Genomic DNA, 22,182 nt, shown 5'->3' with positions numbered 1-22,182 from the left:
TTCTTAGCTGTTTTTTCTTTTTTGAACTTGTACAATAAATTCTTTTTCATACTTCTTACCATTTATATAGAAATTCCCCCACATTTTATACGTGCCCTCGGCAGGAAATGTAATCCGGTATTGTAATTGCTCATCCGTATCTACAGGCATAGCGTATAAAAAGTTCTCCTTCGTTTCATCCACGATATAGAGTGACTCTACTTCTCCTCTCTCTGAATGTAATTTCAATTTTTCACCCTTTTTCGCTTGAAACTGAAATGTTAACGTAACTGGTTCATTCGGATGTAATGCGCCAAATAAAAGAGAAACTTCATACTCTCCTATTTTTTTTGTAAGTACACTGTCGATTGGAAATTTCACTTTTTTCTTATTGTTCTCCTCTTTCGTTCTACCAAAATCTTTCCTAGCGAATGACTCTACGGACTTATTTTTATCTTCGTATAAAAATATTGTATATTCTTCGTCTTTCGCTATTTTGGAAGATAACTTATATGACCCGTTCCCTGCAAATGTAGGTTTAATTTGTTGTATGTGTTTTAACTGTCCATCTACAATCACTGCCCGAATTTGATCATTTAAACCACGAATTTCATTATTCTTTTTGTTTAACAACTGAAATACAATATCTACTTTCTCATTTCCCTTTCCATTTGACACATCCCACTTTACTTCCTGAACATCTCCTACAGTCTCTTCGTTTTCTTGATATTTTTTTATGTAAAATCCTCCTGCCACAATAAGTACTAACGCAATAAGCCCAATGACAAGATTTTTCAAAACATCACCTACCATTTTTATTGTCTCTGTTCATACAAAACTTCTTAAGGTATATATTCTAGATTATGATTTATGAAATCCTCCTATTTTGCACATATTACAAATAATAAAAAGATTTTAATTGAAAGGATTCGTAGTGTATAATGCAAATGATATTGATTTCTATCAATACATTATAAGGAGGACTTTTCATGAGTGTACATATCGAAGCAAAACAAGGCGAAATCGCTGAATCTATTCTATTACCTGGTGATCCATTACGTGCAAAATATATCGCTGAAACATTTCTAGAGGATGTTACTTGCTATAATAACGTACGTGGTATGTTAGGTTTCACTGGAACTTATAAAGGAAAACGTGTATCTGTTCAAGGTACAGGTATGGGTGTTCCTTCTATTTCTATTTATGCAAACGAATTAATCCAAAGCTACGGAGTTAAAAATTTAATTCGCGTTGGAACTTGCGGTGCAATTCAAAAAGATGTAAAAGTTCGTGATGTTATTATCGCAATGACGGCTTGTACTGATTCTAATATGAACCGTTTAACATTCCCAGGATTTGATTTTGCACCAGCTGCAAACTTTGATCTTTTAAAGAAAGCTTACGATGCTGGAACTGAAAAAGGATTACACGTTCGTGTCGGTAACGTTTTAACAGCAGATGTGTTTTATCGTGAAAGCATGGACATGGTTAAAAAACTTGGAGATTACGGTGTATTAGCAGTAGAAATGGAAACAACTGCTCTTTACACATTAGCAGCGAAATACGGTGTAAATGCATTATCTGTATTAACAGTTAGCGATCACATCTTCACTGGCGAAGAAACAACATCTGAAGAGCGTCAAACTACATTTAACGAAATGATTGAAATCGCTTTAGATGCAGCAATTCAACAATAATACACTAAAGAACTTGTCATACGTCTGGCGAGTTCTTTTTATGTGACTTTTTATAAATAACTATTTCATAAAGAGACAGATTTCTCCCCTCTACTTTCTTGTAACGTTTGTTATAATAAAGTGAAACTTTAATCAGTGGGGATTTTTCCCATTCCCCACTGATTATTAGTTGAACCAATCAGGATTTTACGGGCAGTTGATCTCCCGCCTAACTCCCTTGTATTTGCCGAATTTTGAAGTAGGAGTCTTATTACCCGTTAAAGCGGGATAAAGAAATCATTTACAGTATTTCTCATAAGAGGTGACGCAGTGAAAAACAGAAGTATCGTCTTTAAACTATTTTTATTAACATCAACTTTATTTACAATCATATTCCTACTTTTTTTCCTAGGACAATCTCTATTTTTAGAGAAATTTTATATTAATAAAAAAGTAAAAACAGTTCAAACTGCTTTTGAAAAATTCGTAGATAATTATGACAAAAGTGATAAAAGTTATGAGAAAATTAGAAAACTAAAACAAGAATTTCATGATAAAACAAATGCCGATATGCAGTTTTTGGATTCTAACGGTATTATTAAAAGTGATAACAATTACTATATCGATGTATTTAATCCCAACAATAATAAACAGTATTCCATTCCACTCAATAATCTTTTAACACCAGAAGAATATAATAAATTCGAAAATTTAGGTTTAAAAAAAGATGTAATAATTAATGTTGATGGAGTCGTACAAGAGAATAATATAATCACACCACAAAAATTAGGAACGAATTATAATCAATGGCAAAACGAACATTTCTATTCGGATTTTCAGTCGATTAATGGTAATCCTTCCAAGAATAGACTTGCAAGCCGATACAAATCTACAACTCGCATCGTCTTTACAGGTGTTATAACTAAGTTACAGCTCCCATCAAAAGCTGAGGTTCGTCTTGCAAATGATATTGAAACATTACAAGCCGTTCAATATTTTGCAGATATTATTAGAGATGGCACTTCTAACTCGAACCAATTAAACACGTTCATATTAGATGGTGGCGAAAATATAAAAAATAGTATCTTTGTAAAACCGATTATAGAAAACGGAAAGATTACAGAATATGCTTTTGCGATAGCATCTTTGCAGCCCGTTAATGAAGCGATGCTCGTTTTAAAAGACTATTATGTTTATGCCTTAATCATCGTGTTTCTCGTTATTATTTTGTTATCCTTCTACTACTCAAAAATCATTGTTAAGCCATTAATTAAAATAAATCGTGTTACAAAAAAAATGGCCAATTTTGATTTCAGCGAGAAATTACCTGTTACAGCTGACGATGAAATTGGCGGGCTTTCTGGCAGTATCAATACATTATCTGTAAATTTAAAAGATCGAATCGATCGATTAAATGTCGCTAATACAAAGTTACAACAAGATATTGAACGTGAACGTCAATTAGAAAAAACAAGAAAAGAATTCATTTCTGGCGTGTCACACGAATTAAAAACACCACTGAGTGTAATTAGAAGTTTTGCAGAAGGAATTAAAGATGGTGTTAGTAAGGATACTTCGTATTATACTGATGTTATTTTAGAAGAAACAGAAAATATGAACAGGCTGATTGTTGAAATGTTAGAATTAGCAAAGTTGGAATCTGGTACTTACAAACTAGATATGACGACGTTCTCGATCGGTGAATTAACGCAACAAGTCTACACAAAATTATTATTTAGCATGGAAGAAAAACATTTACAAGTGAATGTCGATGCAGACCCTTCTATACTTGTTAAAGCAAATCGTAGCCGTATTGAGCAAGTAGTTGTGAACTTACTAAGTAATGCAATCCGTTATACGCCAGATGGAGAAAAAATACAAGTCTCTATTATAGAAGCAGAAGATACCGTAAAAGTCGAAATCGAAAATACAGGAAACCCTATCCCTGAAGAAAGTCTTGAAAAAATTTGGGATCGCTTCTATCGTCTAGATGCATCACGTAGCCGTCACACTGGAGGTACCGGTCTTGGATTATCTATTGTAAAAAACATTTTAGACCTCCATCATGCCGAATACGGTGTGTATAATACGACTAACAGTGTTGTATTCTATTTCAATTTACAAAAAGTAAAAGAAGTCAAATAATTTGTCTTAATTTCACTAGGAGTTCACATGAAATTCACACTCTCCCTTTATAGTAAGAAACAAGTTAATCCTTTCCTTTACACATATAAAAGAGGAGAGTGCGTGAAATGAAACAAGCAGGACAACCTATTCAAAATGAAAAACAATTAGAAACTATCAAAAATATACTTTTACAATCTTCGAAACGTGATGGCTTATTATTCGTATTAGCTGTAAATTCTGGCTTAAAAGTAAGTGAAATCTTACAATTAAAAGTTAGTGATGTAATCGATGAAAATGAAAATGTTCGCCATTCCATTTTATTTTACAATGAAAAAGTGAAGAAACATAAATGGTTTGCTGTAAATGAAGACTTACAGCACGCAATCGAAGACTACATGAAAGAACGTAAAACTTGGAAACGTAATGAACCATTGTTAAAATCTCAAAAAGGAACAAAATCTATTACGAGACAACATGCATGGTACATTTTAAACAAAGCTGCAAAAGAAGTTGGATTAGAAGGGATTAGCTCACATACACTTCGAAAAACTTGGGGTTATTGTGCATACAAATCAGGTGTTGATATTGCATTTTTACAACACTTCTTTGATCACAGTACTCCATCAAAAACTTTAAAGTATATCGGTATTGCTTAATAACTCTTATACATAAAAAAGGTTACCATTTGAAAATTTGGTAACCTTTTTTATATTTCATATTCTCTTTTCTTGTCTCTCCTATACTGTAGTGGTACTCTAATAATAAGGGGGAGAAATTATGAACACACTTACAATTGAATTACCAAAAGAAACGGCTGAAAAACTTGATTTATTAAAACAAGCTTATGAAAAGAAAACAGGTGCTTCTATCTCTGAGAGCACTCTCGTTCAAACACTTATCTCAAAAGAATTTATCCAGGCGATAACTCCTTTTGATTTACAACAATTCGTCAACGGAAAAGAACAGCATTAATGCTGTTCTTTTTTTATCTCTATTTAAAATATACAAAGTTTTTTATATATTTTTAGAAAAACCATTGACAATGATAATGATAACCATTATCATTTATTATGAAGCCAACAATTGATGAATCAACCAAACGCTCAGTAACATTGTTACCCCTCTTTTTCATATAGAAAGGCACTGTACATTCCCCCTGTTTGTACAGTGCCTTTCTTGTTTATTATCATTCAAAAAAATTTAATTGCTCCGGCTTTGGCTCACCATATGTAATGTTCATCATTTTCATAAGCTGTTTCGCATTATCTGCTGCATCCCCACCTGAATTGTTGTTAAACAGTACGTATATATCCTTTGTTTTCTTTTTTAATTGCTCTAGTCGTTCAACCCATTCTTCCAGTTCTTTATTGTTGTAGCGATATAAACAGCGAACCGCTCTCCAATTCTCCCCTTTATCAAGCCAACCATGAACATTTCGACCGTGAAAACGTATTAATGCCATGTCTGAATTCGTAACCTCTAACACGAGTGGCACAGAACCTATCCCAGCCTGTGGTTCATCACAAATTGTATGAACCCATTTCTCCTGTTCTAGAAACTGTAACGTCTTATCTCTCATTTCTGGATAAAACCATGTTTGATTTCGAAATTCTATTGCACATGGTAAACCTTCCATTTTTTCTTTCGTATATCGAAGAAAATCTACATTTTTCTTTTTGCAATCAAACCATGGTGGATATTGAAATAAAATTGTTTTTAATTTATCAGCTTCTAATAAAGGAAGAATAGACTGTTTATACACATCAAACATCTCATCGAACGTAGAAAAAGGAATTTCACCTTTCATATGTCCTGTCATTCCTTGATACGCTTTTACGACAAAAGAAAAATCTTTCGGCGTTTCCATTGCCCATTTTATATAATTTCGTGCAGGTTGCATCGCGTAAAATGAACTATCCACTTCCACAATAGGAAAATACTCGCTATATGTTCGTAATTTATTTCTATTTTCATAGGAATCTATGTATAAAGAATTATGATCTCCCCATCCTGTCACTCCAATGAACAGCACATATATCCCTCCCTTTTTAACTTCATCTTCTATTCACTTTCCAAACACTTTGCATCATGTAGCCTTTTCTTTAAGAGTATCCTTATAAAAATATGATATACTATATGGAAGAATTTTTAAAATGAGGGGTTATTTATTTATGCTTCCAAACGATGCTACTGTATCTCATGAAAAACGAATTGAAGAACTAGAAAATAAAGTACGTTTTTATGAAGAACTTGTGAATCAATTACCACATCATTTCACATACAAAAATCCACATATTGGTTTACGAATAAAGAAAACCAGAACAACTCATTCCATTCAAGAAATACCAAAAGAAAATAAAGAAGCTAATTTTCAACTTACTTGTGATTCATTATTTTTATTTGAACAACTTGAAAAACACTTTGTTCATATTTTTGATGCCTTTTCACATCATGTAACCTTTGTCGATAGTAAAGGGAATATTACTTTATGTAATCAAGTTGCCGCAGATGATTTCGGTGTAATACGTAATGATATTATTGGAAAACCAATTCAACAATTACTAAACTTGCCGGAAGAAAAAATTAAAGCAATTGAAACATTAAGAACGGGAACAGAAATATATAATGAAGAAGTTTTAGACAAAAATTACGGTATTATAAATAACCGAATTATTCGTGATTATAACGGTGAGATTTTTAGAGTTATTAGTGTCTTTCATTATTTAAATACAGAACGTGATGCAGAGAAGTTTTCGTTAGCAGGGCGAATCGCAGCTGGAATTGCACACGAAGTACGAAATCCTCTTACAACAGTACGAGGATACTTACAATTTTTACAAGAAAGCGTTTCTACATCAAATCAAGAGTTATTTAAAAACTTGCTTATCCCTGAATTAGATCGTGCAAATAATATTATTACAAAATTTTTAGCTGTTTCAAAAACACGGGAATTTACAAGAGAACCGTTTCCGATCAATACATTTTTACGTGACTATATTCAACAGTTACTAGCTAGTGAAGTCTCCTTGCATAACATTTCAATTGATTATAACTTCTCTAATGAATTAGATGATATTTTAGTCAATATTGATCGACATGAACTTGTTCAAGTGTTTTTAAATCTATTTCAAAATGCCGTCGATGCTCAAGGCGACAAACCTCTTTCTATTCAAATTACTAGTTATCGCCTTGATAACTTCGTTCGGATTACTTTCACAGATAATGGAATTGGTATTCCTCCAGCTATTCAAGAATATATCTTTGATCCATTCTTCTCAACGAAGGATTCGGGAACAGGACTAGGCTTGTCAGTAACAAAAAAAATCATCCAAAATCATAACGGCACATTAAAAATGACTAGTAATGAAGATGGTACAACTTTCACTATTTCAATTCCAATCTTACCTAAAACAACCCTTGAAAAATTAAATCAATGTAAATAAAGGACTAATCCACGAACTACATGCCAATTGTTAAACACTCCCAACAATTAGCATGTAGTTTTTTATGTTGCACTTTTCTTCTTTACATTATATAAACCTTTCTCTATATCTTACTTATTTCTTTCTAGGTGGGCCAATTTCTTATTTTTTTAGAAATGGTAGTTTGTCCATCACGAATTTAGTATAAATTTCATTTTAATATATAGTAATGACTAATGATTCTATGAAAGAAAAGAATGAAAAGATGAACAATAAAAATAAAGGAAAAGTATTTTATGGTAATGATTGTTGCGAAGTAAGAGCATGTAGCCATATTAACATCCCTAAGTCAGAACTTACAGAATTTGTTAGACTTCTTCAAGCTCTTGGTCAAGCTATTCTAGTTCAATATGGATCTGGTTGCCTAGGTGGAGGAACTACGGGGACTACTGGTGCTCAAGGGCCTCAAGGCGCTCAAGGACCTGCGGGCGATACAACTGCGACACTATCTGTCTTCCGAATTTACTAACCACAATTTCCGATAATATTTTGGGAGGACTAAGCACATTTATAAGTAATAGGTTTGCTTTTGATTGTCTATTAAATCTCTCTTTTAATAAAAAGGAGCACTTATTTGGGAGGATAAGTGCTCCTTCTTTACGTTTCTTTACCTCAAATTTACTCTATCTTAATCCTCATTTTGTATGATAAATAATGAAGTCAAAGATATGAAAGAGGGATGAAAAATGAGAGTTATGTCACTGATACGCATTTGGATTGCTCTTATGATATGCATTATTTTATGTGTAGGATTTTTTTTAACTCTAAAATACTCCACTATTTCAAAAGCAGAGAGAAAAACAGTTCCATACAAACTTTTGTATACGAAACAAAACGACATCCCTTATTCCAATTCCACAAATAATGAAAAAAAAGTTATAAAAGGAATGCTTATTACGAAAGCTTCTAATTACGAAACTCTACTTCAAATTGCTGAAACGATTAAAGATCAGTATACAAATAAAGGAATTGATGAAATCACGCTGTCTATCCATAATGAAAATAATGGTAGTTATGAAGAAGAATTACCTTACGAACCGATTAGTAAAGGAACAATAATCGTCACATACGATTCTCAATCCTTTGGCAGTACGAACATTACTCTTAATGAATAGTAGCATTTATCTCACTCATTATGAGCTCACTTTATTTTTCACACGAGAAAGAGGCGAATAATGAAATTCGCCTCTTTTTTTACCATAATGATGGAATCCACTCTTTCACTTTATCAAACCACTCTTGCTGTTCTTTTTTCCTTTGTTGCTCTTCTTCTTGCCTTTTCTTTTCTTCTTCTTTTCTTCGCTTTTCTTCTTCAATTGTTTGCAATTGTTTTTTATAGTCCGCCTCAGATATTAACGACAATTGGAACGCTTTTTGGGCTGGGTTTGCATTTGCTTTTTTCATGATATCCCGGAACATCGTCGTTGTAATTTGGCTACCACCCGGAACATAATGCTCGCTATCTGTTTTGTCATATCCTACCCAAATCGCACCTACTAAATCTGGTGTGTATCCTACAAACCACGAGTCCTTTGCCCCTACGCTCGGGCCATTTACAAGTTGAGTCGTCCCTGTCTTTCCTGCTGTATCAACATTATTAACTTTCGCTTTTTCACCTGTTCCCTTTTCGACTACACCTTTTAATAAATACGTCATCTTTTGAGCAATTTTTTCACTCGTCACTCGTGTCTCTTTTTTATACCATTTTCCTATTATTTCCCCTTCAGCATTTTGAACTTCTCTAATTGCATGAGCCTCTACTTGAACCCCATCATTAGCGAATGTACTATATGCTTGGGCCATTACAAATGGAGATGTCCCTACATGCATCCCACCTAAAGCAATTGGATACGTACGGTCTTCTGGTACTAATGGAATACCAAATCGCTCTAAAGATTTCAATGCTTTATCTAATCCTATTTGCTCTAATAACCACACAGCAGAAACATTATACGACTTTGCTACCGCTTCATACATTGTCACATTACCATGAAAAGCCTGATCACTATTTTTCGGTTCATATTCTTTAATATGAAATGGTTCATCCTTTAATATATCGTATACCTCATACCCTTGTTCTAAAGCGGGTACATATACAGCTAGAGGCTTTAATGTTGAACCTGGCTGTCTTTTTAATTGCGTAGCATGATTAAATTGTAAAAACTGATATGGTCCTCTCCCCCCAACTAAAGCTGGAACACCGCCTGTTTTGGGATTTATAAGGACTACACCCGTTTGCATAAGTTGATCTGAGCCACTATCTTTAAAATAACTATCATTATTCACAACATCTTCTACAGCTTGTTGTTTTTTCGGATCCAACTCTGTATAAATACGATAACCACCTGCTAAAATTTCATTTTGTGTTAATTCATACTTATCCATCGCTTCCCTAACTATATAGTCTACATATTGGGAGTATTTACCTTTATATTTATCATCAACCCCACGTTTTAATACAAGTCCTGACTCTTTTTCTTTATTGTATCGCTCTTCAGAAATATATCCTTGTTCCTTCATTAAACTTAATACGACATTACGTCGTTCAATTGATTTATTAAAGTTTTTATAAGGCGAATACGCAGACGGCGCTTTAATTAAGCCCGCGATCGTTGCAGCTTCTGAAATTGATAAATCTTTTACCTCTTTATCAAAATAAGATTTAGCTGCCCTCTTTATCCCCCAAGCACCTTCCCCAAAATAAATTTGATTCATATACATTTCAATAATTTCATCTTTTGTATAAGTACGTTCTATTTTTTTCGTTAAAAAGTATTCCTTTATTTTACGAGAAAATGTACGATCTTGTGTCAGAAATACATTCTTCGCAAGCTGCTGTGTAATTGTACTTCCCCCTGCTACAACTTCTCCTGCTGTAATATTTTTAAAAACTGCACTTATAATTCCACTATAATAAATACCATGATGGTTAAAAAATTCCTTATCTTCTACTGCAACAATTGCCTGAACCATAATATCAGGAATATCTTTTCTTTTAACGCCTTCTGTTTTCGAAGAAGCTAATTTAGTTGCGACCTCATTATTTGCATCATAAATTAAAGTCGGTTGTGGAACAGCTTGTTTTAATTCAGATATGTCTTGAATGGAAATTATTATATTTACAGCAATAAATATAGTAACGAGTACACTTCCCAATACAATTAATGAATTACGAAGTTTCTTCCTCTTATTGAACCACTCAAGCATTTTTTTAAAATGAGTGTTCTTCAATTTCATTCGTTCACTTCCTTCATTTATTTACACTCTTCTTTTTAAAAGGAAGAATATACCGCCTTTTAAATTTATTATAATAACGTAGTCATTCCTATAGTGTAAAGCTTTTCTTTTACATTCATACTTTTTGCAAGAAAAGGACATTCTACAAGTAAGATATTCACTATTGGATATTAATATTATTAATAGAACAACGAGAGTTATGTTAAGTTTTTGTAAACTTTTCGATAAAATGTTTTAAAAAACGACAGTTTTTTGTTAGAATTGATTAGCCAATATATTTTACATATATTACTTTTGTGGGGGTAACAATAATGGTCTTTAAATCAAAAAAAGATAAATTTTCTGAAATGTTAATGAATGTTTCCGAAAATTTAAAAGAAGGCGCGCAATTTTTCGTGGAGTATAAAATTAAAAATGCTAGCGATTTAAAAGAGTTTTCTATGCGCATGAAAGAGTATGAGTCAAAAGGTGACTCATTTATTCACGAAATCATTATGGAGCTAAACAAAGCGTTTATTACTCCGATTGAACGTGAGGACATCCTACAACTTGCAATGAGTATGGATGATGTATTAGACGGATTAGATCACAGTGCTGGTCTGTTCGAAATGTATTCTATTACAGAAGCTGATGAATACATGATTAAATTCGTAGAAGCAATTAATCAATGTGCAATTGAAATTGCAAATTCTGTTGAACTGCTGTCTAAAAAGAAGTTAGTCGACATTCGTACGAACGCAATCAAGATTAAGGATTACGAATCACAATGCGATGATATTCGTCGTCATGCGATTAAGCACTTATTCTCTCGTGAGAAAGATCCGATTAAGATTATTCAATTTAAAGAGATTTACGAAGAGCTTGAAGAAGTAGCTGATAGCTGTCAAAGCGTTGCAAACGTATTAGAAACAATTATTATGAAGAACGCGTAAGGAGTTTGATCATGGATACACTCTTGATACTGACCGTTTTAGTAGTCATTTGCGCTTTAGCTTTTGACTTTATCAATGGATTTCACGATACAGCAAACGCTATTGCAACGGCTGTTTCAACGAAAGCTCTAAAGCCTAGACATGCAATTATTATGGCAGCTATTATGAACTTTTTAGGTGCAATGACATTTACAGGTGTAGCAAAAACGATTACAAAAGATATCGTTGACCCATTTGCTTTACAAAATGGTTCTCTTGTAATTTTAGCTGCTTTACTTGCGGCGATAGCATGGAACTTAATTACTTGGTACTACGGTATCCCAAGTAGTTCTTCGCATGCAATTATTGGCTCAATCGCAGGTGCAGCCATTGCTGCTGCTGGTATTAGCTCATTAAACCTTAAAGGATTCATTAAAATTCTTGAAGCTTTAATCATTTCACCAATTATCGCTTTCGTTATTGGTTATATCGTATACAGTATTTTTAAAGTGGTCTTTAAAAACTTTAACTTAACGAAAACGAACAAAAACTTCCGTATATTCCAGATTTTCACTGCAGCATTACAAGCCTATACACACGGTACGAATGATGCACAAAAAGCAATGGGAATCATCACGATGGCTCTTATGGCTAATAACTATCATACTTCTAGCGATATTCCGTTCTGGGTACAATTATCTTGTGCTATCGCAATGGGGCTTGGTACTTCTGTCGGTGGATGGAAAATTATTAAAACTGTCGGTGGACAAATTATGAAAATTCGTCCTGTAAATGGTGTAGCTGCCGATTTATCATCATCACTTGTTATTTTCGGTGCAACATTCATTCACTTACCGGTTAGTACGACGCACGTTATCTCTTCTTCTATTTTAGGGGTTGGTGCTTCTCACCGTGTGAAAGGGGTAAAATGGGGAACTGCAAAACGTATGTTAATTACATGGGTTATTACACTTCCTATTTCAGCTTCTTTAGCTGCTCTATTTTACTACCTATTACATTTTGTTTTCTAATCAAAAGTCGTCTTCCTTATTTTTCTAGGAAGACGACTTTTTTGTGAACAAGCCTATTTCTCATTAAAAAGCGTGTATAATAATTGGTGGATAAGTTATTTAGAGGAGTTGGCAATTTTGGAATACATCATGTTACTTTTCATCGGACTAATCGCCGGGACAGTCGGCAGCCTAGTTGGGCTTGGAGGCGGAATTATTATTGTTCCGTTATTAATTGGATTACACAGTTTATCACCACAACTTGCAGTAGGGACTTCTATGGTAACAGTCGTTTTTACAGGGCTATCTTCCACCCTTACTTATATGAAGCATAAACGAGTAGATTATAAAAGTGGACTTATTTTATTTATCGGAAGCGGCCCTGGTGGTATTATCGGATCATGGGCAAATAAATTTTTAAACCAAGACACATTTTCTTTATACTTTGGGGTTTTCCTTATATTCGTCTCAATTCTACTTATGCTTCGAGACAAACTAAAACCTCTTTCCCTCTCAAATACGTCTGTAATTAAGCGTTCTTTTACAGATAATGATGGAAATACTGTACACTACCAATTCCCACCGTTTCTTGCTATCTTTATTGCCTTTATAGTTGGGTTTATATCTGGGTTATTTGGAATTGGTGGCGGTGCCTTACTTGTTCCAGCAATGATGCTTCTTTTTGCATTCCCAGCACATATTGCAGTAGCAACTTCAATGTTCATCGTATTTCTATCAGCAATTGTAAGTTCTGCAACTCACATCTCACTTGGAAATGTCAGCTGGATTTATGCATTAATCCTTATTCCTGGTGCATGGATCGGCGGAAAAATCGGGGCTTACATTAATACAAAACTAAGTGGTAACGCCGTAATTAATTTATTACGTATTACGTTAATTATTCTTGGAACTAGATTAATCATTATTTCCCTTTTATAACGTATTCTTTTTAGAATGCGTTTTTCTTATACACATGAATATAAAAATCCTCCGAGGAGAACAAATAAAATTAAACAAACACATAATAACATATAATTTGAAATATGTACTTTCTTCAAGTTGACCACTCCTATAACTGCGACTGTTATCTTTATGATAGCGAAAAAATAGTTCACTTGCAGTTACAGAGTGCTAACAATGCAAAATCAATTATTACAAATTTTATCCTTATATTTCATTTCTTTGTATATTCTATCGATTTAATAAAAAAAGATGTCATATTGACATCTTTTTTAGTGAAGAAGTGACCATCCCATAAAGTCTTCATGTACTTGGCACGCCCTCTTATCATTTCGATCATATAATTCAGCATAACTATCTGTTTCTTCATCATAAGCCATCGTATAAATAATTTGGCCGTCTACTTCAACGGATAAAACGACTCCACCTTTCATCTCTTCTACATGAATGATAGCATTCGCCGGAATTCTCATATCCGTCATTCTCATCGCATCTAACAATATACTAAACCCCCTACAGCGTATTCATTGCTAGTACTATTACACACTAAATAGTATACTACTGTAATAGCATACATTTCGTCAATGAAATTGCTGTTGAAATAGCATATTGTCTATATACATATACGCTAAAATAGAAGAAATAGAAACATATTAATGGGGGGCTAACATTGATTCTACACAAAGGAGATGTACTATTCCGTCAAGGTGAGGACGGTCCTTTATACTTTATAAAAACAGGCTTATTAAAAGTAGTTCGGTTAGAAGAAGACGGAACACCATTTTTATTCAACATTATCGTTCCAGGCGAAACGATACCTCATCATTCTTTAATTTCACCGAAAGAATATCACGGTACAGCTATCGCTTTAATAAAAACAGAAGTGGAACCAATTACTAGTAGTGAATGGTATGAGAGACTTCAAGCAAATCCTGAATCATATGCCAACATCGCTATGCAATTGCAATCGAAATTAAGAATGATGCAACAACGAATTGATCAATTGACAACCGTCTCACCAAAAGAACGTCTTCATCGTTTACAAGAATGGTTCACATTATATTTAGGTGACATTCCTATATATGAAATATTAACACAAACTGAAATTGGTCAACTGATAGGCATACGCCGTGAAACAGTTAACCGTTTATTACGAGAACAAATAAAAAACGAGGTAAAATAAATACCTCGTTTTTTTATTTATTCTCATCCGTCTTATTGTAAGCTTGTTGCTGGGCCAAAAAATTCATAATGAATATGCTCTTGTTTCACACCTAAATCAGTTAGTGCAGCATTTATATGCTTCATAAATGCTACTGGACCACAGAAATAAAATTCTGCTTCAGTTGTCGGAATAATAGTTTTTAACCATTCGCTTTCAACGAAACCTTCTTTATCAAAGTTCTTCATTTCTAAATCTTTTTCAGTCGGTGCAGAATAACAAGTATATGCTTTAACTTGTTCATATTCATTTTCTACTGCCTTAACGTGTTCTTTCATTGCATGTGTATTACTATTTATTGCTGCATGAACAAAATATACATTACGTTTTGAATCTTGTTCAATTAACGTATTTAACATACTCATCATCGGTGTAATCCCTACTCCACCACTAATTAGTACAACTGGTAATGTTGAATCCATATTTAACACGAAATCTCCCGCTGGTGCACTTACTGGTAAAACATCTCCTTCTTTTACATGTTCATGTAAGTAATTAGACACTTTACCGTCTGGTGTATCTACACCTTTTTCTTTCTTTACACTAATACGATAATATTCTTTCCCAGGTGCATCAGATAAACTGTATTGACGATTATGTGTATATGTCTCACCTTCAATATTGATTTGAACCGTTACATATTGACCTGGGATGAATGAAGAAACTTTCCCTCCATCTTCAGGTTTCAAATAAAATGACGTAATAACATCGCTTTCCTTCACTTTTTTAACAATCACAAAGTTGCGGAAGTCTTTCCATCCACCTTCTTTATGTGCAGCTTCTTCATACATCTCTGCTTCAATGCTAATAAATGCATCAGCAATGACACCATATGCTTCTCCCCATGCATTTAAAACTTCATCAGGTGCACCTGCGACTTCTTTAATGGCACGTAGTAAACATGTACCTACAATCGGATAATGCTCAGCTTTAATACCTAAACTTCTATGCTTATGACCAATTTGTTTTACAACTGGAATAATTGCTTCTAAATTATCAATGTACGTTGCAGCTGCATAAACAGCATTCGCTAACGCTTGTTGTTGTCTTCCCTTTTTCTGATTCGTATGGTTAAAAATATTCAATAACTCCGGATGTTCCGAAAATAAAATTTGATAAAATCTCGTTGTAATTTCAACGCCTTTTTCTTGTAATAATGGTACTGTTGACTTTACGATTTCAATTGTTTTTGCACTTAACATTGTATCCCACTCCTCTATTTCCTTAACTGTTTTTAGTTTAACTGAATCTTATAATGCAGATTGTGATTTTAATCACTATTAACACGTTGTTTTTGTGAATAATATATGAACATTGCATTTACAAAAGAAAATAAGCTAACTAGAATTCTAGCTAGCTTATTATTTTGTTTGTATAGCTTGTTCAATTACCTTTCTATCTTTCCCATCGCCAAACTCCGTATACCCCCAGATATTCGTTTCACCTCTATATTTATTTACGATAATATCCAAGTCATGATATACACGGTGGGCATACACTACATACTCAATATTTTGAAGTTCCACACCTTTTTTTACAATTTCATAGCTTCTATTTACATCGCGTTTTATTTTTTCATTCTTTATTTCCGTATGTATATTTTTTAAAGATGGTTCTTGTTGTTGAAACCATTGCTTAAATTGCTTCCAATCCCCGTCTGTATAATTCTCTGCTTTACCGTAATTTAAGAAATTATTATAGCTTTCATGTGTCATTCGAATAAAATCTAGCACTTTTGTCTCTTCTTGCACATCTTCTACTCGAGCTATTGTATTTACCTCAGCAGGCTTATTCGCATAATGTAACAGCACTTTCATAAGACTATAACTCGCAATGATCATTACGATAATAATCCCGAATACACTTAACAATTTCTTCATATACAGAACTCCTTCTCTACTAAAGATATTACAATGTATGACTATACTTGTAACATTCTCTCGTAGAAATATAATTCCTGTATTAATTCTTCCTATCATTTCGACAATATTTTTCTACACATTTCGTCTTGGCAAATGCTCCTGTAAAACAATATAACCTTCATAAGCTGTATAACCAAGTATAGCTATTAATCCGATATAACAAGCAAATACTGTCCATTTCGTTTTCGTATCCACTTTATAATAGTTTTCTTGTTGTTCCTTTTCTGTTTTCCATTCATTTAATTTTCTTTCTGACGCTTCAAATGCTTCTCTTATGTGAATAGTATACTCATCTATTTCATCTTCATATGGAACATAATCTAACGGTTCAAACTTCGGTAAAAGATACTCTAACACTTCCATTTTTTGAAGTTCACCTATTTGTAACTCTTTTTCCCGTTCACTTTGTCTTAATGCATTCATCTCATGATGCATCATGTATATAGTCCGATGTACAGCTCCAGTTTCTTTTAATTCCTTTTCAAGCCTAGCAACATATTCTTTCATTCCATCAATTTTATGCCCTAATTCCTTAATCGGCTCATCTCTCTTTATCACTCTGTATAATTCCATACAACCGATAATAACAATAAATCCTCCCAAAATACTTTTAAAGTAAATTGAATAGCCAAGTAATAAAATAAGGCCTGCTCCCCAAATTTTAGTACTGACAACTGAAATAATTCGCCCACCATCTAGCGGCGAAACAGGAATTAAATTAAAGAAATTAATCATACTTCCAAGCAAAATAACAAGCGCCCAAAACGGCTCTTGCGTCATTATATAAAGTGGGATCGCTGGTAAAAATGAAAGAAGTCCGAAAAGCGGCCCCATATAGGCGATGTAAGCTTCATCTTTCGCATTTTTCGGCATCTCTTTCATTCCAATAAGGGCCCCCATAAACGGAATAAAGATTGCTGGCGATGTTGGGATCCCCTTTCTTTTCGCAGCCCATAAATGGCCCATTTCATGAACAAACAACAAATAAATGAGCGCCACTCCAAATTTCCAACCATATAGAACTGCGTATGCGCCAAGCGATAGAAACATACTAAATACCGTTGAAAACTTTGCTAATTTAAAAATTGCAAATACCCACTTTAACTTAGACAGTAAAAATAGACCTATCGCAACAATAATTCCCCATAATCCTTTTTTATTATTTTTCATATTCCTCTCCTTTATCTCTCATTAATGAATCATATTCATTCATCAAAGCTTGTTCTTTTCTCTATTATGACATATTTTTTTCTATTGTTAGAAATAATGTTTATTTAATCCATTTTTAGCCAAAAATATAAATAAAGGAGGTATATACGAATGAATTTACAATCTCTCATAATAAGTGTTTTATCATTTTTAGCTTCAACTCTTATTTTTTATACAGTGAGCTATGTATTATTATTAGATTGGTTGCCAAATCACTTACTTATCACTCTTATCATTCTTTCCGCTCTTATGATTTCATTTCTTATTACACGAAAATCAATGAATGAGCCATCTGCAAAAGCAAAATAATAGAGAGGGTGTTCTTCTCCCCTCTCTATTATCATTTCCTAGGAAAGGCTATATAGAATTTCAATTCAGTTACAGCCAATAAGGATCTTATCTCAAAATTCAGTTGGAACAAAGAAGTTAAGCGGGAATCAACGCCGAATTGGCAAAGACTATTAATCAACGAAAAATGAGCATCCTCTGCCGATTAAAGTCTCACTTTATCTTTGAAAATTCATTTTTTCACCATACTCTTTAACGATTTGAATTATATTTTGAAACACGCCTATTTTTTCTTTTTCACTGTTTAATATTTTCAAATCATACTTTTCGTAATATGTTTCTAATGATTTTAATTGTGATTCTGAAGCACCTTTTATCGGAACAGTAGCATGCAATTCATATTGCTTATACCCTTCCTTTACTTTTTCACCTAAAATCATTTCACTCTCTTTTGCTCCAATTAATTTTTGAACTTTTTCTGGGAAAGTGAGTTGCAAATAATACTCTCGTTCCTTCACTAACTTGTTGTATAGTGATTGTGAAATCGTATACCGTACCATATAATTCACGTTTTGATCGCCCGCTTTAATATGAAACGTAGTAATCTGCAAATCTTTTTTTGTTACTTCCGTTAAAGGACCTACCTGCATCTCATCTTCTTTTTGTTCTGAAACATTTGGAAATATAGCCAAAAGCTTTTCCGTATCTTTTTCATTCAACATATACATAGCTTTCTTATATTGCACCCATCCTCGTCTATCTTCTCCCCTTAACCATGCATAATAAGTTTCTTTTTTCCCATCTCTACTAATTTGTATTTCATATTCAGGTTCACCGAAGCTTCCGGTTATTTCTTGTTTCTCAGCTTTATCCAAAATGTCTATTACTAACTTCGCTTCTGATTCCTGCAACTTTTTCTCTTTATGTTTTTTTTGTATAACGGTTACCTCTATTGTTTCTTTCACTTCATTCACCGTCTCTTCTACTTTTTTTGTTTCTTTTTTTTGCTCAGCTTGACCACAAGCTGCTAGTAACATAACAAATAACAACAATACATATTTCCCTTTCAAATTAATCCTCCTTTTACGATAAGAAATTCTTATAATCTTCATACATAAAACAAAAACGTGACATCCTATTAAATAAGTTATACTAATCATTGAAAGGAGGTCTTTATCATGTCCATTAATTTTCATGATCCAAATAATAAATACACATACGCAACAAGAAACGCTCATATTTCTTGGGCTGAAATGGTAAAAAACATTACAGACATACAAAACAAGCAAATAATTGATATTGGCTGCGGTGGCGGGATTTATACGAAAGAACTTGCTCTTATGGGAGCCAAAAATGTTGTGGGACTTGATTTTTCAAAAGAAATATTACAAGCTGCAAAAGAAAATTGCAGCAACTTTCCAAATATTTCTTTCATCCAGGGTGATGCACATAATATCCCATACCCTAATGAAACATTCGACATAGTTATTTCTCGTGCAGTTATTCATCATTTACAAGACATTCCTACATTTTTATGTGAAGCTTCTCGTATATTAAATAAAAACGGTGTACTTATTTTACAAGATCGAACGATTGAAGATTGTACAGTTCCAGGAAGTCCCGAACACATTCGTGGATATTTTTTCTCTATATTTCCAAAACTCATTGAAATAGAGTCAAAAAGACGTCCAAAAACCAACACGATACAGAAAGAATTACAAAAACATTCTCTTCACGTGCTTCCCACACAAACACAATGGGAAGTACGAAAAATACATGATTCTGTAGAAGCATTGCTACAAGATTTATCTCCTCGAACAGGTCGATCCATTCTATATGAGTTAACAGATGATGAACTTTCTCAACTTCTACAACATATACAGACCGCATTACAAAACGTCTCTCCTATTATTGAAAGAGATCGATGGACAATTTGGAGCGCCATGAAGTTGTAAGGAAGGAAGCCTCACAAAATAATGTGAGGCTTCCTTTCTTTCATAATCTAATTTTGCAACACTCTTGATATCCTCCACTTCTGGCCTGTGCACTTCCACACTTCGGACATACTAAATATCTAGACTGATTTGTCAACAAACTACCTTTTTGAAAGAGTAAAACTTCTGCTTGTTTAAACGAACGCGAATAATATAACCACATAAAACCAATTATAGCAATAATGCCAAATAATACTCCCATCGCAAGCATTTCAGTCACCTCTTTTGGTTTGTTCTTTCCAGCAAGTGGATTGTTGTAATATTCTCTGTAAATTCAAATAATCCCTTCTTTACTCCTATAAATATCAACTTTCTCTATAAATTTTACAATTCTCCACAAATTTTTACTCCCATTTTACAATTCATTATTCCTTTTGCAACAACGAATATTACTTTCGATATTTCCGTATATAAATATATCTTTCAAAAAACATATTGACTTTCTAAAAAAAACATGCAACAATACTGTCAGAATACTTGAATAAAAATTCATTGACGAGAACGAGTACGTTATAGAACTGTTCCCCAGAGAGTTGGCGATTTGCTGAAAGCCAACGTTCAGTGCGTAACCGAAAATCATCTCCGAGAAGTAGAACCGAATGTTACAGTAAGTTCTTACCGGCCGTCCCCCGTTACAAGGAACACGTATCATGTTGTACGTTGCAAAGCCGTATACATATAGATTTATTTCTACATGTGTAAATTAGGGTGGTATCGCGGGTAAATATAACTCGTCCCTTTCTTTAGGGACGAGTTTTTTGTGTTCTTACAAATGAATTTAAAAAAGGAGGAAAAACAATGAACACTGTATCAAAAAAACATATTTTTTTCACGGGTCTTATGCTATTTTCTTTATTTTTTGGGGCAGGTAATTTAATTTTCCCTCCCATGCTTGGACAAAACGCAGGTGAAAACTTTTGGCCAGCAATGATTGGATTTTTACTAACAGGCGTTGGCTTACCACTACTAACTGTTATCGCAATTTCTCTATCAGGAAATGGGATGCAGCAACTTGCAAGTCATGTTCACCCATTATTCGGAATTTTCTTTACAGTAGTTGTATACATTGCCATCGGTCCATCCATGGGCATCCCACGTGTTGCAAATGTTGCTTATGAAATGGGTGTTAGTTCTTTCTTACCAGAAACAATCCGCTCTAGCAGCCTAGTGCTATTTGTATATACAATCATATTCTTTACTATCGTATTTTGGCTGAGTTTAAATCCATCTAAACTTGTCGATCGTATTGGAAATATATTAACACCTATTTTATTACTCTCAATTTTCTTATTGTTTGTTAAAAGTGTCTTTACACCACTTGGGCAATCAGGACCAGCTATGCAAGAGTATCAAACTTCTCCAATCTTCAAAGGCTTTATGGAAGGGTACTTAACAATGGACACCATTTCAGCACTTGCATTTGGAATTATCGTTGTAAATGCAATTCGCTCTAAAGGTGTGAATGATCGTAAGTCCATTGCCATCGCCACAGCAAAAGCAGGGCTTATTGCCGCTACAGGACTCGTACTTGTATATGGTGCACTCGGCTGGCTTGGGGCAACTAGTGTCTCTCTCGGATATGCAAAAAATGGCGGACAGCTACTTACTGTTATCGTACAACAATTATTCGGTCCGTACGGTTTGCTCCTATTATCTCTTATCGTTACACTCGCTTGTTTAACGACATGCGTTGGACTCGTATCTGCGTGCAGCCAATATTTTTCAACATTATTGACTACATTTTCATACAAAACATTCGCGAGTATCATTTGCGCATTAGGATTATTAGTTGCCAACTTAGGTTTAACAAAAATTATCGCAATCTCTGTTCCAATTCTACTTGTTGTGTATCCAATTGCGATTGTACTCGTACTACTATCATTACTTCATAAATACTTCGGTGGATATCGCTCTGTTTATGTAGGTGCTTTAATCGGAGCAGCTGTAGTGAGCGTATTTGATGGATTAAAACAAGGTGGTATTTCAGTTTCATTCATCACACCATATTTTGAATTTATCCCTTTATATAATGAAGGAATCGGTTGGCTAATACCAGCATTAGCAGGAGCTCTTCTTGGCCTTACAATCGCTAAGTTAAGCGGTACGAAAAAAGTTCCATTACTAATCGAATCTAACGAAGTAAAAGCCTCCTAAAAAACTCCCAA

Annotated in this window: 23 protein-coding genes and 1 other annotated feature; of the genes, 14 read left to right on the top strand and 9 right to left on the bottom strand. The window is 33.7% G+C overall.

All coding sequences use genetic code 11. The features are described 5' to 3' along the window. Positions 1-3: 3 nt before the first annotated feature. Positions 4-792, bottom strand: a complete 789-nt coding sequence (locus ACS2FK_RS08350; protein WP_000232601.1) for a hypothetical protein — start codon at positions 790-792, stop codon at positions 4-6. Positions 793-968: 176 nt separating this feature from the next. Between ACS2FK_RS08350 and deoD the strand changes: the two genes are divergently transcribed. The 4 genes from deoD to ACS2FK_RS08330 all read left to right on the top strand — a co-directional run bounded on the left by deoD (position 969) and on the right by ACS2FK_RS08330 (position 4,754). Then, positions 969-1,676 (top strand): purine-nucleoside phosphorylase, encoded by a 708-nt coding sequence (gene deoD / locus ACS2FK_RS08345; protein WP_000110700.1) that lies wholly within the window; start codon positions 969-971, stop codon positions 1,674-1,676. A gap of 309 nt (positions 1,677-1,985) precedes the next feature. Further along, complete coding sequence (locus tag ACS2FK_RS08340; RefSeq protein WP_023521492.1) at positions 1,986-3,800, top strand: sensor histidine kinase; 1,815 nt, start codon at positions 1,986-1,988, stop codon at positions 3,798-3,800. Between the two features lie 107 nt (positions 3,801-3,907). Further along, complete coding sequence (locus ACS2FK_RS08335; protein ID WP_000806236.1) at positions 3,908-4,438, top strand: tyrosine-type recombinase/integrase; 531 nt, start codon at positions 3,908-3,910, stop codon at positions 4,436-4,438. A 121-nt stretch (positions 4,439-4,559) separates the two neighbouring features. Next, positions 4,560-4,754, top strand: a complete 195-nt coding sequence (locus tag ACS2FK_RS08330) for a DUF3924 domain-containing protein (RefSeq protein ID WP_001094860.1) — start codon at positions 4,560-4,562, stop codon at positions 4,752-4,754. Positions 4,755-4,968: 214 nt separating this feature from the next. Here ACS2FK_RS08330 and ACS2FK_RS08325 read toward each other — a convergent pair whose 3' ends face one another. Continuing rightward, the gene (locus tag ACS2FK_RS08325; RefSeq protein ID WP_000897364.1) at positions 4,969-5,814 is read right to left on the bottom strand and encodes a DUF72 domain-containing protein; all 846 of its coding nucleotides are present in this window, start codon (positions 5,812-5,814) and stop codon (positions 4,969-4,971) included. A 139-nt stretch (positions 5,815-5,953) separates the two neighbouring features. Between ACS2FK_RS08325 and ACS2FK_RS08320 the strand changes: the two genes are divergently transcribed. The 3 genes from ACS2FK_RS08320 to ACS2FK_RS08310 all read left to right on the top strand — a co-directional run bounded on the left by ACS2FK_RS08320 (position 5,954) and on the right by ACS2FK_RS08310 (position 8,379). Further along, positions 5,954-7,225 carry an ATP-binding protein gene (locus tag ACS2FK_RS08320; protein ID WP_000937248.1) on the top strand — a complete coding sequence of 424 codons (1,272 nt, stop codon included), beginning with the start codon at positions 5,954-5,956 and terminating at the stop codon, positions 7,223-7,225. 223 nt (positions 7,226-7,448) lie between these two features. Continuing rightward, positions 7,449-7,733 carry a hypothetical protein gene (locus tag ACS2FK_RS08315; RefSeq protein WP_063546928.1) on the top strand — a complete coding sequence of 95 codons (285 nt, stop codon included), beginning with the start codon at positions 7,449-7,451 and terminating at the stop codon, positions 7,731-7,733. A gap of 217 nt (positions 7,734-7,950) precedes the next feature. Continuing rightward, complete coding sequence (locus ACS2FK_RS08310; RefSeq protein WP_001265576.1) at positions 7,951-8,379, top strand: hypothetical protein; 429 nt, start codon at positions 7,951-7,953, stop codon at positions 8,377-8,379. Between the two features lie 79 nt (positions 8,380-8,458). Here the strand turns inward: ACS2FK_RS08310 and ACS2FK_RS08305 are convergent, their stop codons facing one another. After that, on the bottom strand, positions 8,459-10,501 hold the full coding sequence (locus ACS2FK_RS08305; protein WP_063546927.1) for a transglycosylase domain-containing protein: 2,043 nt from the start codon (positions 10,499-10,501) through the stop codon (positions 8,459-8,461). Between the two features lie 311 nt (positions 10,502-10,812). Here ACS2FK_RS08305 and ACS2FK_RS08300 point away from each other — a divergent pair, with 311 nt between their 5' ends. The 3 genes from ACS2FK_RS08300 (at position 10,813) to ACS2FK_RS08290 (ending at position 13,361) form a co-directional block, all read left to right on the top strand. Then, a complete protein-coding gene (locus ACS2FK_RS08300) occupies positions 10,813-11,433 on the top strand; it encodes a DUF47 domain-containing protein (protein ID WP_000231445.1) in 621 nt (206 codons plus the stop codon). Positions 11,434-11,444: 11 nt separating this feature from the next. Next, entirely contained in the window at positions 11,445-12,443 is a 999-nt protein-coding gene (locus tag ACS2FK_RS08295) for an inorganic phosphate transporter (RefSeq protein WP_000380276.1), read from the top strand. 117 nt (positions 12,444-12,560) lie between these two features. Next, on the top strand, positions 12,561-13,361 hold the full coding sequence (locus ACS2FK_RS08290) for a sulfite exporter TauE/SafE family protein (RefSeq protein WP_053564902.1): 801 nt from the start codon (positions 12,561-12,563) through the stop codon (positions 13,359-13,361). A gap of 293 nt (positions 13,362-13,654) precedes the next feature. Here ACS2FK_RS08290 and ACS2FK_RS08285 read toward each other — a convergent pair whose 3' ends face one another. After that, positions 13,655-13,882, bottom strand: coding sequence for a hypothetical protein (locus ACS2FK_RS08285; RefSeq protein WP_000883009.1), 228 nt, complete (start codon positions 13,880-13,882; stop codon positions 13,655-13,657). Between the two features lie 170 nt (positions 13,883-14,052). Here ACS2FK_RS08285 and ACS2FK_RS08280 point away from each other — a divergent pair, with 170 nt between their 5' ends. Beyond that, positions 14,053-14,565: a Crp/Fnr family transcriptional regulator gene (locus tag ACS2FK_RS08280; protein WP_000600585.1), complete on the top strand. Its 513-nt coding sequence runs from the start codon at positions 14,053-14,055 to the stop codon at positions 14,563-14,565. A gap of 32 nt (positions 14,566-14,597) precedes the next feature. Here ACS2FK_RS08280 and hmpA read toward each other — a convergent pair whose 3' ends face one another. The 3 genes from hmpA to ACS2FK_RS08265 all read right to left on the bottom strand — a co-directional run bounded on the left by hmpA (position 14,598) and on the right by ACS2FK_RS08265 (position 17,696). Beyond that, positions 14,598-15,806 carry an NO-inducible flavohemoprotein gene (hmpA, locus tag ACS2FK_RS08275; RefSeq protein WP_000947339.1) on the bottom strand — a complete coding sequence of 403 codons (1,209 nt, stop codon included), beginning with the start codon at positions 15,804-15,806 and terminating at the stop codon, positions 14,598-14,600. 159 nt (positions 15,807-15,965) lie between these two features. Further along, entirely contained in the window at positions 15,966-16,484 is a 519-nt protein-coding gene (locus ACS2FK_RS08270) for a hypothetical protein (RefSeq protein WP_000735529.1), read from the bottom strand. 114 nt (positions 16,485-16,598) lie between these two features. Beyond that, a complete protein-coding gene (locus ACS2FK_RS08265; RefSeq protein ID WP_000794494.1) occupies positions 16,599-17,696 on the bottom strand; it encodes a site-2 protease family protein in 1,098 nt (365 codons plus the stop codon). Positions 17,697-17,846: 150 nt separating this feature from the next. On the opposite strand from ACS2FK_RS08265, the gene ACS2FK_RS08260 reads away from it, so the two are divergent. Continuing rightward, positions 17,847-18,044 (top strand): hypothetical protein, encoded by a 198-nt coding sequence (locus tag ACS2FK_RS08260; protein ID WP_001053359.1) that lies wholly within the window; start codon positions 17,847-17,849, stop codon positions 18,042-18,044. 197 nt (positions 18,045-18,241) lie between these two features. Here ACS2FK_RS08260 and ACS2FK_RS08255 read toward each other — a convergent pair whose 3' ends face one another. Then, positions 18,242-19,093, bottom strand: a complete 852-nt coding sequence (locus tag ACS2FK_RS08255; RefSeq protein ID WP_000677051.1) for a hypothetical protein — start codon at positions 19,091-19,093, stop codon at positions 18,242-18,244. A 108-nt stretch (positions 19,094-19,201) separates the two neighbouring features. On the opposite strand from ACS2FK_RS08255, the gene ACS2FK_RS08250 reads away from it, so the two are divergent. Then, the gene (locus tag ACS2FK_RS08250; protein ID WP_063546926.1) at positions 19,202-19,978 is read left to right on the top strand and encodes a class I SAM-dependent methyltransferase; all 777 of its coding nucleotides are present in this window, start codon (positions 19,202-19,204) and stop codon (positions 19,976-19,978) included. Positions 19,979-20,018: 40 nt separating this feature from the next. Here the strand turns inward: ACS2FK_RS08250 and ACS2FK_RS08245 are convergent, their stop codons facing one another. After that, entirely contained in the window at positions 20,019-20,228 is a 210-nt protein-coding gene (locus ACS2FK_RS08245; protein ID WP_000880630.1) for a hypothetical protein, read from the bottom strand. Between the two features lie 272 nt (positions 20,229-20,500). After that, positions 20,501-20,759: a binding site (T-box leader), on the top strand. Between the two features lie 56 nt (positions 20,760-20,815). Between ACS2FK_RS08245 and brnQ3 the strand changes: the two genes are divergently transcribed. After that, the gene (gene brnQ3 / locus ACS2FK_RS08240) at positions 20,816-22,171 is read left to right on the top strand and encodes a branched-chain amino acid transport system II carrier protein BrnQ3 (protein WP_001099168.1); all 1,356 of its coding nucleotides are present in this window, start codon (positions 20,816-20,818) and stop codon (positions 22,169-22,171) included. Positions 22,172-22,182: the final 11 nt, after the last annotated feature.

The sequence above is a fragment of the Bacillus cereus group sp. BceL220 genome (assembly GCF_051776965.1).
In the GTDB taxonomy this organism is placed as follows: Bacteria; Bacillota; Bacilli; order Bacillales; family Bacillaceae_G; genus Bacillus_A; species Bacillus_A cereus.
This window is presented reverse-complemented; position numbering and strand designations above follow the sequence as displayed.

Bases quoted from the DNA above. Each gene is read 5' to 3' on its own strand.
- ACS2FK_RS08350 (WP_000232601.1), bottom strand. From the start codon at position 792: ATGGTAGGTGATGTTTTGAAAAATCTTGTCATTGGGCTTATTGCGTTA.
- deoD (WP_000110700.1), top strand. From the start codon at position 969: ATGAGTGTACATATCGAAGCAAAACAAGGCGAAATCGCTGAATCTATT.
- ACS2FK_RS08335 (WP_000806236.1), top strand. From the start codon at position 3,908: ATGAAACAAGCAGGACAACCTATTCAAAATGAAAAACAATTAGAAACT.
- ACS2FK_RS08330 (WP_001094860.1), top strand. From the start codon at position 4,560: ATGAACACACTTACAATTGAATTACCAAAAGAAACGGCTGAAAAACTT.
- ACS2FK_RS08320 (WP_000937248.1), top strand. From the start codon at position 5,954: ATGCTTCCAAACGATGCTACTGTATCTCATGAAAAACGAATTGAAGAA.
- ACS2FK_RS08315 (WP_063546928.1), top strand. From the start codon at position 7,449: ATGAAAGAAAAGAATGAAAAGATGAACAATAAAAATAAAGGAAAAGTA.
- ACS2FK_RS08310 (WP_001265576.1), top strand. From the start codon at position 7,951: ATGAGAGTTATGTCACTGATACGCATTTGGATTGCTCTTATGATATGC.
- ACS2FK_RS08305 (WP_063546927.1), bottom strand. From the start codon at position 10,501: ATGAAATTGAAGAACACTCATTTTAAAAAAATGCTTGAGTGGTTCAAT.
- ACS2FK_RS08300 (WP_000231445.1), top strand. From the start codon at position 10,813: ATGGTCTTTAAATCAAAAAAAGATAAATTTTCTGAAATGTTAATGAAT.
- ACS2FK_RS08295 (WP_000380276.1), top strand. From the start codon at position 11,445: ATGGATACACTCTTGATACTGACCGTTTTAGTAGTCATTTGCGCTTTA.
- hmpA (WP_000947339.1), bottom strand. From the start codon at position 15,806: ATGTTAAGTGCAAAAACAATTGAAATCGTAAAGTCAACAGTACCATTA.
- ACS2FK_RS08270 (WP_000735529.1), bottom strand. From the start codon at position 16,484: ATGAAGAAATTGTTAAGTGTATTCGGGATTATTATCGTAATGATCATT.
- ACS2FK_RS08265 (WP_000794494.1), bottom strand. From the start codon at position 17,696: ATGAAAAATAATAAAAAAGGATTATGGGGAATTATTGTTGCGATAGGT.
- ACS2FK_RS08260 (WP_001053359.1), top strand. From the start codon at position 17,847: ATGAATTTACAATCTCTCATAATAAGTGTTTTATCATTTTTAGCTTCA.
- ACS2FK_RS08250 (WP_063546926.1), top strand. From the start codon at position 19,202: ATGTCCATTAATTTTCATGATCCAAATAATAAATACACATACGCAACA.
- ACS2FK_RS08245 (WP_000880630.1), bottom strand. From the start codon at position 20,228: ATGCTTGCGATGGGAGTATTATTTGGCATTATTGCTATAATTGGTTTT.
- brnQ3 (WP_001099168.1), top strand. From the start codon at position 20,816: ATGAACACTGTATCAAAAAAACATATTTTTTTCACGGGTCTTATGCTA.